Source organism: Gilliamella sp. B2889 (assembly GCF_026536885.1).
Lineage (GTDB): Bacteria > Pseudomonadota > Gammaproteobacteria > Enterobacterales > Orbaceae > Gilliamella > Gilliamella apicola_E.
Map to the genome: position 1 here is coordinate 28,406 of NZ_JAFNNF010000008.1, position 17,433 is coordinate 45,838.

At 34.7% G+C, this 17,433-nt stretch carries 19 protein-coding genes; 11 read left to right on the forward strand and 8 right to left on the reverse strand.

Going from position 1 to position 17,433, the window contains the following annotated elements; translation table 11 throughout:
* Positions 1–8: 8 nt before the first annotated feature.
* From J3U09_RS10430 to srlR, 5 genes are all read left to right on the forward strand, one after another.
* Complete coding sequence (locus tag J3U09_RS10430; RefSeq protein WP_065561996.1) at positions 9–998, forward strand: PTS glucitol/sorbitol transporter subunit IIB; 990 nt, start codon at positions 9–11, stop codon at positions 996–998.
* 95 nt (positions 999–1,093) lie between these two features.
* Entirely contained in the window at positions 1,094–1,462 is a 369-nt protein-coding gene (locus tag J3U09_RS10435; protein ID WP_267337709.1) for a PTS glucitol/sorbitol transporter subunit IIA, read from the forward strand.
* Between the two features lie 10 nt (positions 1,463–1,472).
* Entirely contained in the window at positions 1,473–2,252 is a 780-nt protein-coding gene (gene srlD / locus J3U09_RS10440) for a sorbitol-6-phosphate dehydrogenase (protein WP_065561998.1), read from the forward strand.
* 74 nt (positions 2,253–2,326) lie between these two features.
* A complete protein-coding gene (locus J3U09_RS10445) occupies positions 2,327–2,695 on the forward strand; it encodes a transcriptional regulator GutM (protein ID WP_065561999.1) in 369 nt (122 codons plus the stop codon).
* Between the two features lie 100 nt (positions 2,696–2,795).
* Complete coding sequence (gene srlR, locus J3U09_RS10450) at positions 2,796–3,575, forward strand: glucitol operon DNA-binding transcriptional repressor SrlR (protein WP_065562000.1); 780 nt, start codon at positions 2,796–2,798, stop codon at positions 3,573–3,575.
* A 178-nt stretch (positions 3,576–3,753) separates the two neighbouring features.
* Here the strand turns inward: srlR and serA are convergent, their stop codons facing one another.
* Together serA and rpiA are read right to left on the reverse strand one after the other, a co-directional pair.
* Positions 3,754–4,995 carry a phosphoglycerate dehydrogenase gene (serA, locus tag J3U09_RS10455; protein WP_065562001.1) on the reverse strand — a complete coding sequence of 414 codons (1,242 nt, stop codon included), beginning with the start codon at positions 4,993–4,995 and terminating at the stop codon, positions 3,754–3,756.
* A 69-nt stretch (positions 4,996–5,064) separates the two neighbouring features.
* The gene (rpiA, locus tag J3U09_RS10460; protein WP_065562002.1) at positions 5,065–5,724 is read right to left on the reverse strand and encodes a ribose-5-phosphate isomerase RpiA; all 660 of its coding nucleotides are present in this window, start codon (positions 5,722–5,724) and stop codon (positions 5,065–5,067) included.
* Positions 5,725–5,932: 208 nt separating this feature from the next.
* Between rpiA and J3U09_RS10465 the strand changes: the two genes are divergently transcribed.
* From J3U09_RS10465 to J3U09_RS10480, 4 genes are all read left to right on the forward strand, one after another.
* Positions 5,933–6,838 carry a LysR family transcriptional regulator ArgP gene (locus tag J3U09_RS10465; protein ID WP_065562003.1) on the forward strand — a complete coding sequence of 302 codons (906 nt, stop codon included), beginning with the start codon at positions 5,933–5,935 and terminating at the stop codon, positions 6,836–6,838.
* Positions 6,839–6,914: 76 nt separating this feature from the next.
* Complete coding sequence (hemE, locus tag J3U09_RS10470; RefSeq protein WP_065562004.1) at positions 6,915–7,985, forward strand: uroporphyrinogen decarboxylase; 1,071 nt, start codon at positions 6,915–6,917, stop codon at positions 7,983–7,985.
* Positions 7,982–8,575, forward strand: a complete 594-nt coding sequence (locus tag J3U09_RS10475) for a YjaG family protein (RefSeq protein WP_267358161.1) — start codon at positions 7,982–7,984, stop codon at positions 8,573–8,575. Before hemE ends, J3U09_RS10475 begins: the two co-directional genes overlap by 4 nt.
* Before the next feature lie 175 nt (positions 8,576–8,750).
* Entirely contained in the window at positions 8,751–9,023 is a 273-nt protein-coding gene (locus J3U09_RS10480) for an HU family DNA-binding protein (RefSeq protein ID WP_065562006.1), read from the forward strand.
* Positions 9,024–9,143: 120 nt separating this feature from the next.
* On the opposite strand, the gene ybaK is transcribed toward J3U09_RS10480, so the two are convergent.
* The 4 genes from ybaK to glyQ all read right to left on the reverse strand — a co-directional run bounded on the left by ybaK (position 9,144) and on the right by glyQ (position 13,627).
* The gene (gene ybaK / locus J3U09_RS10485; protein ID WP_065562007.1) at positions 9,144–9,629 is read right to left on the reverse strand and encodes a Cys-tRNA(Pro) deacylase; all 486 of its coding nucleotides are present in this window, start codon (positions 9,627–9,629) and stop codon (positions 9,144–9,146) included.
* Positions 9,630–9,726: 97 nt separating this feature from the next.
* Positions 9,727–10,551 (reverse strand): hypothetical protein, encoded by an 825-nt coding sequence (locus tag J3U09_RS10490; protein ID WP_267330944.1) that lies wholly within the window; start codon positions 10,549–10,551, stop codon positions 9,727–9,729.
* Between the two features lie 60 nt (positions 10,552–10,611).
* Positions 10,612–12,684, reverse strand: a complete 2,073-nt coding sequence (gene glyS, locus J3U09_RS10495) for a glycine--tRNA ligase subunit beta (RefSeq protein ID WP_065735030.1) — start codon at positions 12,682–12,684, stop codon at positions 10,612–10,614.
* Positions 12,685–12,694: 10 nt separating this feature from the next.
* On the reverse strand, positions 12,695–13,627 hold the full coding sequence (gene glyQ, locus J3U09_RS10500; protein ID WP_065562010.1) for a glycine--tRNA ligase subunit alpha: 933 nt from the start codon (positions 13,625–13,627) through the stop codon (positions 12,695–12,697).
* Between the two features lie 202 nt (positions 13,628–13,829).
* On the opposite strand from glyQ, the gene envC reads away from it, so the two are divergent.
* On the forward strand, positions 13,830–15,038 hold the full coding sequence (envC, locus tag J3U09_RS10505; protein ID WP_267330946.1) for a murein hydrolase activator EnvC: 1,209 nt from the start codon (positions 13,830–13,832) through the stop codon (positions 15,036–15,038).
* On the forward strand, positions 15,035–15,832 hold the full coding sequence (locus tag J3U09_RS10510) for a divergent polysaccharide deacetylase family protein (protein ID WP_065735032.1): 798 nt from the start codon (positions 15,035–15,037) through the stop codon (positions 15,830–15,832). Before envC ends, J3U09_RS10510 begins: the two co-directional genes overlap by 4 nt.
* Before the next feature lie 6 nt (positions 15,833–15,838).
* On the opposite strand, the gene rapZ is transcribed toward J3U09_RS10510, so the two are convergent.
* Together rapZ and J3U09_RS10520 are read right to left on the reverse strand one after the other, a co-directional pair.
* Positions 15,839–16,687, reverse strand: a complete 849-nt coding sequence (gene rapZ, locus J3U09_RS10515) for an RNase adapter RapZ (RefSeq protein WP_065735033.1) — start codon at positions 16,685–16,687, stop codon at positions 15,839–15,841.
* Positions 16,688–16,780: 93 nt separating this feature from the next.
* Positions 16,781–17,377: an XTP/dITP diphosphatase gene (locus J3U09_RS10520; protein ID WP_065735034.1), complete on the reverse strand. Its 597-nt coding sequence runs from the start codon at positions 17,375–17,377 to the stop codon at positions 16,781–16,783.
* Between the last annotated feature and the right edge of the window lie 56 nt (positions 17,378–17,433).

Here is a 17,433-nt window from a genome sequence, read left to right on the forward strand (position 1 = left end):
AAAATAAAATGGCTAAATATATTCATATTGAAAAAGGTGAAGCAGGTTGGGGTGGTCCATTAGAGCTTCCAATCGTTGCTGGTAAAAAAATTGTTTACATTGCAGCTGGTACTAGACCAGCAATAGTCGATACTTTAGTTGAACTAACTGGTTGGGAAGCAATTGATGGTTTTAAAGAAGGTGAACCACCAAAAGACGAAATAGGCGTTGCTGTAATTGACTGTGGTGGTACTCTCCGTTGTGGTATTTATCCAAAAAATCGAATACCAACTATCAACATCCACGCAACTGGTAAATCAGGACCACTTGCACAATATATTGTCGAAGACATTTATGTTTCTGCTGTTAAGCCAAACAATATCAAACTAATTGAAAAGGAAGGTGATGTTGTAGGAGAAACAGCTCAAGCAAATACTAAAGCGTCAGAATTTAAAGATTATGACAGTAGTAAAAAAATCACTGAACAAAGTGATGGCTTATTAGCCAAAATTGGTATCGGTATGGGGTCTGGTGTAGCAGTTTTTTTCCAAGCTGGCCGAGATACTATTGATACTGTTCTCAAAACGATTTTACCTTTCATGGCATTTGTTTCAGCCTTAATCGGGATCATTATTGCATCTGGATTAGGTGACTTCATTGCCCATGGATTAGTCCCTTTAGCAGATAATCCACTTGGTTTAGTGATATTAGCATTAATTTGTTCTTTCCCATTACTTTCACCGTTCTTAGGTCCTGGCGCGGTAATCGCGCAAGTTATCGGTACATTAGTTGGTGTACAAATTGGGTTAGGTAATATTCCACCTCATTTAGCACTACCAGCATTGTTTGCCATAAATGCTCAAGCTGCATGTGACTTTATCCCTGTCGGTTTATCACTAGCAGAAGCAAAACAAGATACTGTTCGTGTAGGTGTTCCTTCGGTTCTAGTAAGTCGATTTTTAACTGGTGCACCAACCGTATTAATCGCTTGGGCAGTGTCATTATTTATCTATCAATAGACATATTTAAGTATTTAGGGATGAACATCATCCCTCTTTAGCAAACAGTGAAATTTGAAAATTTCGCTTCAACTAAAAATTAAAGAAGGTTAACGATGTCGAATGTTATCTATCAATCAAAAATTAATCAAATTGGTGAGTTTGCCCCAGATGCATTGGCTGATGGCATGCTAATACTATTTAAAAATGGCGCACCATCAGACTTAGCTGATTACTGTTTTGTACATAGTCATGATGATTTAAAACAAGATCTACGAGTAGGGCAAGTATTTCAAATTGGCAAACATACTTTTCAAATTACCTCCGTTGGCGATGTTGCTAGCACCAATTTTCGTGAATTAGGGCATATCACATTAAGGTTTGACGGCAGTAGCCAAGCAGAATTACCGGGAACTATCCATGTAAAAGGTGACATTCCAAATCAACTTTTTGTGGGTGATGAAATTAAAATTTTAACTAATTAAGGAATAGAGAATGAAAAAAGTTGCAGTTGTTGTAGGTGGTGGTCAAACTTTAGGTGAATTCTTATGTAAAGGGATTGCTGATGCTGGTTATAATGTAGCTGTTGCTGATTTAAATATTGAAAATGCAAATAAAGTAGCAGATGCTATCAATCAGAAACATGGAGCCGGTACCGCAAAAGGCTTTGGTGTTGATGCAACAAATGAAGAGAGTGTGATTAAGCTTGCACAAGATGTTGATAATACATTTAACCGAGCTGATTTAATGGTTTATAGTGCAGGTGTTGCTAAAGCAGCTCCTATTACAAACTTTGCTTTAAGCGATTTTCAATTATCAGTAAATGTTAATCTTACTGGTTACTTTTTGTGTGCTCGTGAGTTTGCTAAATTAATGCTCAAACATAAAACGGCTGGACGAATTATTCAAATAAATTCAAAATCAGGTAAAGTTGGTAGTAAACATAATTCTGGTTATAGTGCTGCTAAATTTGGTGGTGTTGGTTTAACTCAATCATTAGCACTTGATCTTGCAGATTATGGTATTACTGTAAATTCATTAATGTTAGGTAATTTATTAAAATCACCAATGTTCCAATCATTAATTCCTCAATACGCTAAAAAATTAGGTATTCCAGAAAACGAAGTTGAGCAAGTTTATATTGATAAGGTGCCACTTAAACGTGGTTGTGATTATCAAGATGTGCTTAATGTCTTATTATTTTATGCAAGTGATAAGGCTTCATATTGTACTGGACAATCAATTAATATTACTGGTGGCCAAGTAATGTTCTAATTAAAATAAAGTGCGAAAGTGTTTGTTATCACTTTCGCATTTTTATTTAGCCTAAATTATTAATGGAGATAGCCATGAACATGACGACAACTTTAATTATTTTTGCGCTTATGGCTTGGTGTGTCCAAATCATATTTAGTTGGTTGCAAATTCGCCGATTTAATCAAGCCTTTTTAGCGATGAAAAAAGGGCGATATTTGGGGGTTGGTCGTAGTCAAACTAAATGGTTTAAGCCAAGAGTCTTAATTGCTATCTCATTAGATGAAAACCAAAATGTAATTGATTCAGTAAAAATGAAGGGCATTACAGTATTTGCATTACCTAAGACTATTCCTCAATTACATGGACTTAATGCAAAAGAGATTATACCTGAAACGATTTACCCAAACGATCCTGCTTCGCGAAGTGCATTATCAGTTGCGTTAACCGCGAGCAATAAATAGTATTTAACTTTTATTTTGAAAAGTATTTTCTTTTATATTGAAGTATACTATCTTGCAAAGTAAATGATCTTATTTACTGTGAAAATAATGGAATCTTGGCATGAAAGTTAAACAAAGGCAAACCGCAATTTTAGAATATTTACAAAATCATGGACAGGTTAGTGTAGATGAATTAGTCGCACATTTTCGGACTACTGGAACCACTATAAGGAAAGATCTTACTCAACTTAATGAGAGTGGATTAGTTTTAAGGACTTATGGTGGAGCAATGCTAAATCGAGAAATCGGTGACAGAGCTATTGATCATAAAACCTACATTAATACTGCTGCTAAAAAAGCGATTGCTCAAGAAGCCGCTAAATTGATCCATGAAGGTGATTCAATTATTTTCGATGCAGGCAGTACTGTCGCACAGATGATTCCAATGTTAGCCCAGTTTAATAATTTAACTATTATGACCAATAGTTTACATATGGTTAATGAACTGGTAGCTAATGATAACGATCAAACCATTATTTTAACAGGTGGCACTTTTCGCCGAAAATCAGCCTCCTTCCATAGTAATCATGCATCAGCAATTGCGGCCTTTGAATCTTATACTTTTGATAAATTATTTATGGGTGCTGATGGTGTTGATGTAGTTGGTGGTGTGACAACATTCAACGAAAGCTATCATGGTAGTGTGGCGATGAGTAAAGCCGCTGCAAAATTGATTTTACTCGTTGACTCAACTAAATTTGGGCGGCGTAGCCCAAATGTCGTTTGTGATATAGAATCAGTTGATACGATTATTACAGACAATAATTTAGATGATAAATATTACGACGCATTAATTCAAAAAGGTATTAAAGTTATAAAAGTAAAACCTTTAGATAAGTAAAAAGACATTAAAATATAAAAAAAGTTGAGGAACGGGGTTTTTGACGTTAATAATAGTGGTAATTTTATTAAAATTGGTTTGATATTAACGATCTATCTGAAACACTCGAATAATTTCTAAACCTAATATTATGCGTTCGGACATGGAAATAATTGCCCGAACGCCTTAGCAAAGTGGATTAGAACAATAATCTTGCTCGAATTGTACCAGCGACATTTTTTAGTTTAACTAATAACTCTTCTGCTTTATTTTGTTCTACTCTATCAATATCAATCACAACATAACCAATTTTAGAATCAGTCTGTAAATACTGAGCTGAAATGTTTAGACCTTGTTCTGCAAATAGCGTATTTATTGCAGTCAACACGCCGGGTTGATTGTGATGAATATTAATAAATCGACTAGATCCTTTTGCCGGAATCGGTAATGATGCTTCAGGGAAGTTAACCGCTGAAAGTGTTGCGCCTGTATCAGAATATTTTGCCAACTTGGTTGCAACTTCAATACCGATATTTTCTTGAGCTTCAGTAGTTGAACCGCCGATATGTGGGGTAATAATGACATTATCAAATTTACACAGTGGTGATTCGAATGGATCGCTATTAGTTGCCGGTTCACTAGGGAAAACGTCAATAGCAGCACCACTAAGTTTATTGTTTTCCAACGCTTGAGTTAAGGCTTCAATATCAATCACACTACCGCGAGAGGCATTAATCAATATAGAGCCTGATTTCATCATGTCGATTTCTGATTTGCCAATCATTTTAATTGTGGTTGAGTTTTCTGGAACATGCATACTTACAATATCACTCATGGCAAGTAATTCTTTCATGGATGAAATTTGTTTGGCATTGCCTAATGGTAATTTAGTTTCGATATCATAAAAATAAACATTCATGCCTAATGATTCAGCCAATACGCTTAATTGACTACCGATATGGCCATAACCAATGATACCTAAATTTTTACCACGCGCTTCATGAGAACCTGTGGCTAATTTATTCCATTTCCCCTGGTGAGCTTTGGCATTAGCTTCAGGTACTCGGCGAAGTAATAAAATCGCTTCAGCCAATACTAGCTCTGCAACAGAACGCGTATTAGAAAACGGTGCATTAAAAACAGGAATTCCTTTAACGGTTGCAGCATCAAGTTCAACTTGATTGGTTCCAATACAGAAACAACCAATTCCTGCAAGTTTTGGGGCAGCATCGATTATATCTTTTGTTAAATGTGTTCTTGAGCGAATACCAATAAATCTTGCATCTTTAATTGCCGCTTCAAGTTCGGATTTGGATAGCGCACCTTTATGATATTCAATGTTGTTAAAGCCTGCCGATTTAAGTGTTTCAATCGCGCTAGGGTGGACACCTTCAAGTAATAGAAACTTGTTTTCATCTTTGGTTAACGCTTGAACAACCATTTCTTCCTCTCTATCTTTAATATTTAAAACAATTTGTCATGCAAAGTTATCAATTAAAAAAGTCATTTATTATTTTTTTATTTCTTTCACACCAGAACTCGTGCCTACTAAAGCGATATCCGCGCCTTTATTAGCGAATAACCCTACTGTGACTACACCGGCGATACTATTAATCCTATCTTCTAATTCCATTGGTTTTGCAATTACAAGGTCGTGAACATCTAAAATAACATTGCCATTGTCAGTAACCACTCCTTGACGATAGATAGGTTTGCCGCCAAGTTTGAATAATTCTCGAGCAACATAAGAACGGGCCATCGGAATGACTTCTACTGGAAGTGGAAATTTCCCGAGAACATCGACCACTTTTGACTCATCAACGATACAGATAAATTGTTTTGCCAGAGCCGATACTATTTTTTCACGTGTTAACGCGGCTCCCCCGCCTTTAATCATTTGCATATTATGATTAATTTCATCTGCTCCATCGACATAAATATCTAAGCTATCAACGTCATTACAGTCTAAAACTGGAATACCATAGCTTTTTAATTTTTGGGTTGACGCTTCTGAACTAGAGACAGTTCCTTTTATCTGATCTTTTATTGTTGCAAGAGCATCAATAAAGTGAGCCGCAGTAGAACCTGTGCCTACGCCTACTAATGAATCTGGTTTAACAAATTTAAGGGCTGACCAACCTACTGCTTTTTTTAGTTCATCTTGTGTCATGATATCACCGTGTGTAAATATAATTTTGATCAAAAAATTAAAATTTTAAAAGCAAAATTGTTTAAGATATGGCATAGTACCCAATTGGGAAGCAAAAATCATTAGTATTTTAAGAAAATCTATAAGGTTTTAGATCTATTTCAAATTTTTTGCAAAATTAAAATAGCTTGAATGACCAAGCGAAGATCAAATCATTAGTAAAGAGATTATGAAGCGTCCAGATTATAGAGCATTACAAGCATTAGATGCAGTGATAAAAGAACGAGGATTTGAACGAGCAGCTGACAAATTGTGTATTACGCAACCAGCAGTATCGCAACGCATTAAGCAATTAGAAAGCTTTTTTGGTCAGCAACTATTAGTAAGAACGATTCCTCCAAAAGCGACTAAACAAGGTGAACATCTTTTAGGATTATTGCATCAAGTTGAATTATTAGAACAACAATGGTTAGGTGACAATGAGCAAAATACTACGCCATTGTCATTATCAATTGCAATTAATGCTGACTCTTTAGCAACTTGGTTTTTACCCGCTTTAAAACCAGTTTTAGATAAAAATATTTTACGCTTTGATATTCAAGTCAAAGATGAAGAGCATACGTTAGAACTTCTACGCTTAGGTACTGTCGTTGCTGCAATTAGCATTCAACCCAATCCTTTACCGGGATGTTTATCTGATTTATTAGGTGCATTGGATTATATTTTTGTTGCTTCTCCTGAGTTTGCTAAAAAATACTTTCCTAATGGTGTTACTCGGTCATCGCTTTTAAAAGCGCCTGCAGTGGCATTTGACCATTTGGATGATATGCACCAAGCCTTTTTGCAAGAAAATTTTAATCTTACACCAGGTAGTGTTATTTGTCATATTACTAGTTCATCTGAAGCTTTTGTCCAATTGGCTAAACAAGGTTCTGCATGTTGTATGATACCAATGTTACAAGTTGAACAAGAGTTAAAAAATGGTGAATTGGTTAATTTAACGGAAGGCTTATTTCAAAGACGTATGCTGTATTGGCATCGCTTTGCTCCAGAAAGTAGCGTGATGCAAAATATTTCTGAAACATTGATTTGTTACGCTCAACGTATATTGTCGCAGCCTCAAGATCGGAAATAATTGTCAAATTAGCTATTTTGAGCTAAATGTAGAACTGTCCCATTTACCCTATCTCACAATTTATAGAGCTAAAAAGATGAGCCAATTGAAAAACGATCGTTATTTACGTGCATTACAATGTTTACCTGTGGATTACACGCCAATTTGGATGATGCGCCAAGCCGGTCGATACTTACCTGAATATCGGCAGCTTAGGGCTAAAGCTGGTGATTTTATGACGATGTGCCAAACACCAGAACTTGCCTGTGAAGCAACTTTACAACCCATTCGGCGATTTGATCTTGATGCTGCCATTATTTTTTCAGATATTTTAACCATTCCCGATGCAATGGGACTTGGTTTATATTTTGAAACAGGCGAAGGGCCTAAATTTAAAAAAACGATTTCTTGTTTAGATGATATTGCACAATTGCCTATACCTGATCCAGGACAATCTCTCAAATATGTAATGGATGCTATTGGGTTAACGAAAAAAGAGTTAGGTGGCAAAGTTCCATTAATTGGCTTTTCTGGTAGTCCATGGACTTTGGCAACTTATATGGTTGAAGGCGGTAGTAGTAAAACCTTTACTAAAATAAAAAAGATGCTTTATTGTGAACCTAAAGCATTACATTTGCTGCTAGAAAAATTAGCTAACAGTGTAATATTGTATTTAAATGCTCAAATTGAAGCTGGCGCCCAATCGATTATGATATTTGATACTTGGGGCGGGGTGCTTAGCCATGAAAGTTATCGAGCGTTTTCTTTGCATTATATGGAACTTATCTTATCTCAACTAAAAAGGGGTAAGAAAAGCCAGAATATCACTTCTTATGTTCCTGTGACGCTATTTACAAAAGGTGGCGGTTTATGGCTCGATACTATTTCTAAATCAGGGGCTGATGCCATCGGTGTTGATTGGACAGTGGATTTGAATCAGATAGAACAAAAAGGTAAGATTGCCATACAAGGTAATTTAGATCCTTCTATATTGTATGCCAATAAGGAAACGATTGAGTCTAACGTTGAGTCAGTTCTAAGTGAATTTGGCTATCATAATGGTCATGTCTTTAATTTAGGTCATGGTATTCACCAAGATATTCCCATTGAGCATGTACAATATTTAGTTGAATCAGTACACACACGGTCAAAAAGGTTTCATTCATGATTAAAAATCCTATTCAATTAAGAATAGCAAAATTGCCAGTTTGGAAGCAGCGTTTATTTATGGTTTGTCTATGCGAACGAATGTATACAAACTTTATTTATTATTGCAATTTACAACAAGATGAACAATCAGCAGTAGGATATAAAAAAATTCTAGATCTTATTTGGGAATCACTATTGGTTGAGAATGTGAAAATTAATTTTGATTTACAACTTGAGAAACTTGAATCGTTAATTCCAGTCATTAAGGAAGATAGCCCATATATGGTTTACCCTGCTATTGATGCTTGTCAGGCTCTTAGTGAAATTCTACACTCTTATATAAGTGGTGAAATAGATGAACACTCAGCCAAAGTTAGCTCTATTTCCGCAACTACTGTAGCTGAATTTGAAATGACAAAAGATAATATTGAACTTTCAGAAGATGAACAAGTAACTTTGCCTAGTGTAATTGAGGAATTTGATTTGCAGTGGGAAATTTTTCGCTTATTGAGTGATGAAAATAATGAAATGTTAGACTTGATTAAAGGCTTGAAAATGGACATTCGGTCTGCAGAAACTAGCAATATTGGTGTTTTTTTGAGCAATTAAAGCGGTTAAAGCGTGATTTTTTTAATTTTTATTAAATTTTTCTTTAACATTAGGCAAATATAGACTACATTTAACAACAATGTAATCTAAATCACGTTTACAGAAGCAAAGTTGGGTTTTAACTTTGTTTATTAATGTTAACTTTAACAATAAAATAAATATGTAAGGATATTCCATGAATAAAACAGAACTTGTAGATGCTATTGCTAGCAAAGCTAATATTACTAAAGTTGCAGCAAAAACTGCTTTAGAAGCAACTTTAGCTTCTATCACTGAATCATTAAAATCTGGTGAGCCAGTTCAATTAGTTGGTTTCGGTACATTTAAAGTTAATGCTCGTAAAGCTCGTACTGGTCGTAACCCAAAAACTGGTAAAGAAATCAAAATTGCAGCAAGCAAAGTACCAGCATTTGTTTCTGGTAAAAGCTTAAAAGAAGCAATCAAATAATTTTATTGCTTTCTATTAGAGAATTTTTTAAGGCCATAACTAATCGTTATGGCTTTATTTTTAACTCCAACTTTTTAATCTATTTTTTCTTGAGTTTTTAGAAACGATTTTACTTATTATCTAAACCGTTAATTTAGCAAATTTAGCATTTAATTGATCAGCTAAATCTTGCGGTGATATTTCGATTTCTAATCCTCTTTTACCCCCTGATACCATCATCGTTGCATATTGTTTAGCACTATCATCAATAAGTGTAGGTAATAGCTTTTTTTGCCCGAGAGGACTTATCCCACCGACTAAATAACCTGTTGTTTTTTGTGCTAGATTCGGGTCAGCTAATGCTACTTTTTTGCAATCAAGAATTTTAGCGGCTTGTTTAAGATCCAATGTACAATCAACCGGTAATACACAGACTGCTAATGATTTATTGTCCCCATTTATGCATACAATCAGTGTTTTAAATATCTGACCTGAAACAACATTTAGTTCTAATCCAAGTTTATCCGCAGCTTCTTGTCCATAATGGGTTTGTTGTGCGTCATGTTGATATTGATGGATATTAAATTTAATTTTATGCTTTTTGAGCAATCTAATGGCTGGCGTCATAATAGTAAGAATTATTATAAGTGAGAATGATGATCCCTATTAATTGCCATTAATAGGGATTTTTAGGATTAAACTAAACTATACTACATTAAAAAAATTAAGAGATGATTTGTTGATTGTTTTGATTATTATCATCTAGTTTCGGTAATTCAACATTATTAGATGCGTTGTACAAGCGATAGAAGAAGCTACATACAAAGAAACTAACAAACATAGATACTATTGAAGTAATAGTCGTTACAATAATATTATTACCCAATAAGTAATTAATAAGCCCTAGAACGATAGTAATACCACAAGAAATTAATATCATTAGTAAAGGTGCTTTCCATTTTGTTACAGCTAATTTATGGCTACCAACAAATCTTTGAAAAAATCCCATTGAATCAGGAACGATTAATGAAGCACTAAAGTAATTCGCAATGATGCTTAATACAAGAAATATAACAAAAGCTATCAATAAAGTTAATAAAGCAATTAACTGTTGGGGTAATATCATTCCGATAATCCACATAATTAAAGAAAGCAAAATTATTCCTATAATTAAAATAATAAAATAAATAGCGGTAAATCCTGCAAGATTTAGAAAAGCAGGTAATATGCGTTGTGACACTAATTTCATATCAAATTTGTCACTAGTAGTTAAATTATAAATAATACCAATTGTCACGGCAGCAATAAAGAGAAAGACAATTGATAAAAGCAATACTTTTCCAAATAATGAACTAAGAACTTGAGCTGGATTTGCGTAATAGACCATGCTTGCTGCAAGAGCAGCTGGATCAAAAATAATATACGATAATACTGAATTAGCTAATGCAAGCACTACGCTTGCGATTGCGATTATTGGGAATCTATTGCGAATAAAGTTAACTGTTTTTTCAAAAGTAACTAAAAATGATAAATTGTTTTGTGAGTCCATCGTTTTTCCTTATGGGTGGTAATACTAGTATTACCACGGTCTTTATATTTAATTCAAAAGTTATGATTGTAGTATAGAAATATCGGCAACCTTCAAAAATAAATTTTGTAATTTTTTCAAAAGAGCCAATCGGTTTAGTTTAATTTTTTCGTCATCAACCATTACCATTACTTTCTCAAAAAATGTATCAATAGGTGCTTTAAGTGATGCTAATTCAATTAAGGCATCTTGATATCGACCTTCAGTAAAGTAAGGTGCTAACTTATCTGTCAATATTGCTATTTGCATAGCTAATTCGCTTTCTGCTCCCGTTTCAAGAAGTGAAGCGTTAATATTTTCAGGGATAGCGTTTTCAGATTTAGACAAAATATTTGATACACGTTTATTTGCTTCTGCTAATGAAGAAGCTTCAGGTAACGTTCTAAAATGTGTTACCGCATTAACGCGGGTATCAAAATCTGCAGGCTTGGTTGGATTAATTGCCAAGACAGCCTGAATGGTATCTATCGCAAATCCTTTTTCTTGATACCATGCTCGGAATCGACCTTGCATAAAATTAACAATATCTATAACAACATTGTTGTTGGTTAATTTATTTCCATATAAAGATGTGGCAAAACTTGCTAGCTCAACTAAATCAAGAGGTAAGCTTTTTTCAACAATAATACGTAATACACCAATAGCTGCACGGCGAAGTGCAAATGGATCTTTATCACCTTTAGGATGTTGACCAATACCAAAAATACCGGCTAATGTATCCATTTTTTCGGCAATAGATACCGCACTAGACACAGGAGTACTTGGTAGTTCATCGCCTGAAAAACGAGGTTTATATTGTTCTTCAATAGCGGTAGCGACTTCAATACTTTCACCATCTTTAATCGCTATATATCGACCTATGATGCCTTGTGTTTCAGGAAATTCAAACACCGTGTTAGTAACTAAATCACATTTAGTTAATTTCCCTGCACGTTTGGCTTGTTCAGTGTCAGCACCAATTTTTTCGGCGATGAAGCCAGATAAGGCTTCAATACGAAGTGCTTTATCTTTAACTGTACCAAGTTGTTGTTGAAATAAAACCGTCTCAAGGCGAGGAAGGCGATCTTCCAAACGTTGTTTTAAGTCTGTTCTATAGAAAAATTCGGCATCAGCTAAACGAGGACGAACCACTTTTTCATTACCAGAAATAACAACTTGAGGATCTTTTGATTCAATATTTGCAACGAAGATGAAGTTTGGTAATAGTTTTCCTTGTTTATCATAGACAGGGAAATATTTTTGATCGCCTTTCATCGTATATACCAATGACTCGGCTGGAACTTCTAAAAATCTTTCTTCAAATTTTGCTGTTAATACTACAGGCCATTCAACCAATGATGAAACTTCTTCAAGTAAGCTTTCAGTTAAATCTGCTTTACCATTAAGTTTTTCAGCAGCTTCTTGAGCTTGCTGCTTAATGATTGATTTTCGCTTGTTATAGTCAGCAATAACTTTGCCTCGTTGTTCAAGGATTTCAGGATATTGGTCAGCATTATCAATGGTAAATTCTTGTTCACCCATAAAGCGGTGTCCGCGAATAATACGATCTGATTGAATGTCTAAAATGACGCCCGGTACAAGTTGATCACCATATAGCATAGTTACAGTATGGCTTGGTCTGATAAATTCAACTTGGCGAGCTGCCCAGCGCATAGGTTTAGGAATAGGTAATTTATTTAATGCATTTTTAACCATATCACATAATAAATTAACAACAGGCTGTCCTTTTTGATTATGAGTATAAGATAACCATTCGCCTTTATCTGTTTGAATGCGCTCTGCTTGAGAGATATCGATGCCACATCCTCTAGCCCAGCCTTCTGCTGCTTTTGTTGGTTTACCATTTGCATCAAATGCGGCACTTACCGCAGGACCGCGTTTAACAACTTGGCTATCTGGTTGAGTGTCATTTAAATTCAATACTTTTAAAGCTAAACGGCGCGGCGATGCAAACCAAAGTACCTCACCATGTTCTAAGTTAGCATTATCAAGTTGTTCAATAAAATTAGCTGCAAAGCTTTCAGCCAAAGTGCGGAGTGATTTCGGTGGTAACTCTTCAGTACCGATTTCTACTAGAAATGTTTTTTGCATAATATATCAATTCCTACTTTGATGCATTTTGGTTAGAACGTTTATTTTGGCACATTGGAAATCCAAGTGCTTCACGAGAGGCGTAATATGCTTCAGCAACCATTTTTGTTAATGTTCTGATACGCAATATGTAACGTTGTCGCTCAGTTACTGAAATAGCTTTGCGGGCATCAAGTAAATTGAAGCAGTGAGCTGCTTTTAAAATACGTTCATAAGCAGGTAGCGGTAGAGGTTTTTCTAATTCAAGTAACATTTTTGCTTCTTTTTCATGTTGTTCAAAACAATAAAATAAGAAATCAATATTAGCGTACTCGAAATTATAAGTGGATTGTTCAACTTCGTTTTGGTGAAAAACATCACCATAAGTGGTTTTACCAAATGCGCCATCACTCCAGATTAAATCATAAACGCTATCTACACCTTGAATATACATAGCAAGGCGTTCTAAACCATAAGTAATCTCTCCAGTCACCGGTTTACACTCAAGACCACCAACTTGTTGGAAATAGGTAAATTGGGTCACTTCCATACCGTTTAACCAAACTTCCCAACCTAATCCCCATGCACCTAATGTTGGATTTTCCCAATTGTCTTCTACAAAACGGATATCGTTAACAGTTGGATCAAGACCAAGCTCTTTTAGTGATCCTAAGTAAAGTTCTTGGATATTATCTGGTGATGGTTTTAAGATAACTTGGAATTGGTAATAATGTTGTAACCTATTAGGATTTTCACCATAACGACCATCAGTAGGGCGACGAGAAGGTTGAACGTAAGCAGCATTAATCGGTTCAGGACCAAGTGCTCTTAAACAGGTCATTGGATGAGAAGTACCTGCGCCGACTTCCATATCTAATGGCTGAATCACTGTACAACCTTGATTAGCCCAATAATCTTGTAACGTAAGTATTAAACCCTGAAAGGTTTTGACATTAAACTTTTGCATGATGTTATCTTTGTGGTTAAATTAATTTTTACTACAAATTAAATAGTGCTACATTTTATACTTTTTATTAGTGCTTGTGAAATGCCTAATTACTTTTATTAATAAAGTTACATAATATAGTTTTCATTTTGCATCTTTACACATTTGTAGGTATAGTAAAGTTATCTTTATTGCTTGGTAATAAATCATAAATAAAAAGGCCATGTCTATTTATCGTAATCTATTGATTATTTTATTTATTGGATTAATGAATACACATTTTGTGTATGCTGATGATAATCAACAATTAGAATCATTGCGTCGTTCAATTAAAGAGCATGAAAAGCGCCTAGCAGAACAAACAAAAGAACGGACTCAATTGGTCAATGATCTTAAAAACCAAGAAACTGAAATTGCTAATTTACTTACATCGATTGAAAAAAATGGTCTTACTCTAAAAAAATTAGATGGGGAAATTACTAATTTAATCAAGCAAATTGATGAATTAACCATTAAACAAAATCAACAACGAGATGAGTTATCCAAACAGCTTGAAAGCGCATTTAAATTAGGAAAAAATACCAATTTTAAGTTGATCTTTGCTAGCGAACAAAGTGAGCGTAATGAACGCCTTATTACTTATTTTCGTTATATTAATGAAGCAAGACAACAACAAATAAATAAGCTTCGTGAAACGCAATTACAACTCAATGAAAAGAAAAATGCTTTGCAAAAAAAGCAAGCCACTCAAAAAACACTACATAACAAGCAAAAACAAGAGCAAATAGCCTTAGAAAAAAATCACCAAAAACGCCAAAAAACTATCAATTCTCTTGAATCATCAATGCAAAAAAATCAACAAAAATTAGCTCAACTTAAAGATAATGAAGCGAAATTACAGGCTAAGATTGCTCAAGCAGAAAGAGAAAACCGTCGAATTGCGGAAGAAGAAGCAAGACAAGCCAAAAATATCCAAGAAAAACAAAAGAATACAAATTATACACCTAACGCGGATGAACGTGCATTAATGGCTCGAGTTAGTGGTATTGGTAAACCACAGAATCAATTTCTTTGGCCTGTAAATGGTAGTATTGCTCATCGATTTGGTGAGGCTTTGCAAGGTGAACTTCGTTGGAAGGGAATGGTGATAAATGCCAAAGATGGCACACAAGTCAAAGCAATTACTGATGGTCGAGTTATCCTAGCCAGCTGGCTGCAAGGTTATGGTTTTGTGGTTGCGCTTGAGCACGGTAAAGGCGATATGAGTTTATATGGCTATAACCAACGTGTTTTAGTAGAAGTCGGTGATAATGTTAGGACAGATCAGCCGATTGCAATTGTTGGTTCAAGCGGAGGTCAAAATACTCCTGGGCTTTATTTTGAAATTCGCCGAGATGGTAAAGCATTAGATCCTAGTGGTTGGTTAAAATGATTAAACGTATATTATATATAGGGATATTATTATTAAATGTAAATAGTGCATATGCTGCGAAACTAGCGTTAGTGATTGATGATTTTGGTTATCGTCAACATAATGAAGAACAGATTATTTTATTTTCACCCAACATTACAATTGCTGTTTTACCACATTCACCAAATGCCAAACATATCGCAACCTTTGCTCATCAACATGGTAATGATGTGATTATTCACTTACCTATGGCTCCTATGGGGAAACAACCTCTAGAAAAAGATACTCTATTTCCTTATATGGATGAAGCAGAAGTAAAAAGAATTGTTGATGATGCAGTATCCCTAGTTCCATATGCAATAGGTGTAAATAATCATATGGGCAGTTTGATGACATCAAATTTCAATGGTATGCACAATGTTATGAAAGCATTAAGTCATCACTCAATGTTTTTTTTGGATAGTAAAACGATAGGTAAAACTCAAGTAAAAAATGCCGCAACTGATTATAATATAACTGTAATTGGGCGTGATGTATTTTTAGATGATAAGCAGATAGAAAGTGCTATTAGTCAGCAGTTTGATCTGGCAGTTAAAATTGCGCAAAAAAATGGTTATGCTATCGCCATTGGCCATCCACATCCTCAAACCGTTAATGTTTTAAGAGCAAAATTAGCTAATTTGCCTGACAATATCGAATTAGTTAAAGTCAGTGAATTAATTAAACCGGCTAAACCTAAGCTAACTCTGAAAGATATTTTTGAAAAATATAAAAAACGATTTGAGGAGTTACCAAATTTTGAACTTTCAGAGTAGTAGTAATTATTTTTTTTCAAGTGTTCGATGACGAATTTGCACTTGTTTATTTTGCGCTTTAAAAAACCCGGCTAATTGTTCTGCAATAAAAACAGAACGGTGTTGCCCGCCTGTACAACCGATGGCTATCGTTAAATAGCTACGATTATTTTTTTCTAACATTGGTAACCACTGTTGTAAATAATTGGCTGTTTGATAAATGAAATTGGTAACTTCATCATGTTTTAGTAAGAAATTTTTAACAGGCTCATCTAAGCCAGTTAATGGACGTAATGATATATCCCAATGCGGGTTAGGTAAAAATCTTACATCAAATACGAAATCAGCATCGACAGGTAAACCATGTTTAAAGCCAAATGATTCAAAAATCATGGTTAATTCCCGCTCTTTTTTTCCTAAAATCCGTGAACGAAGAATATTAGATAACTCATGAACTGAAAGATTATCAGTATTTATAACTAAACTTGCGTGTGATTTTAAAGGCTCTAAATACTTCTCTTCAAGATCAATGGCTTCTTCTAAAGAGTATTTTTGATTGGTTAGTGGATGTATTCGTCTTGTTTCGCTATAACGTCGGATCAGAGTATTACGACTACAATCAAAAAAGATTATTTCAGGAGTAACAGAGGATGGTAATCGCTGAAAAATATCATGATCAAAATTAAAGTTAGCTGGTAAATTGCGAATATCGATACTAACCGCAACAGGTGTATTGTTATCTTTTAATGATTCTGCAAGTTGCGGTAATAATGCGACGGGAATATTATCAACACAATAAAAACCCATATCTTCTAATGCGCGTAATGCAATTGATTTTCCTGAACCAGAACGGCCACTTACTATCAACAATATCACAATATCGACTCCAAAATAATTGGTGCACTAGTATATACTGTTTAGTTCAACATGTGCAATTCATGAAAAGAAACAATAAGCTAAATAAATTCTCTAATAATCTGTTTTTATTTTAGCTATTAACTGTTTTAAAGCCTGTCCACGATGAGAAATCTGACTTTTATGTTCTTTAGTTAACTCTGCTGCACTGCAATTAAGCTCAGGAATATAGAATAATGGATCATAACCAAAACCACCACTTCCATGAGGTTCATTCATAATTAATCCATTCCATTTCCCTAAACAGATGATTGGTGTAGGATCATTTTCGTGTCGCATAAAAGCGAGTGCGCAATAAAAGTATGCTGTCCTTTTTTCTTTAGGCACATCTTTTAATTCAAGTAATAGCTTTTCATTATTGCTTTTGTCATTACCATGTTCTCCCGCATAACGAGCGGAATAGATACCAGGTTGCCCGTTTAGTGCTTGAACAACTAAACCTGAATCATCTGCTATCGCCGGTAGTTGAGTCACTTTTGCGGTATGTCTTGCTTTTAAGATGGCATTTTCAATAAATGTTAGGCCTGTTTCTTCTATATCAGGAACATTGAAGCTATTTTGGGCTATAACATCAAATCCAGCATCGGCTAAAAGCGTTTGTAATTCATTGACCTTTCCTTGGTTATTAGTGGCTAAAACAATTTTCTGCATTTAATGACTCCATGATATTAGTTTTATATCGTAATTAGTTAATTAAGTATAGCAAG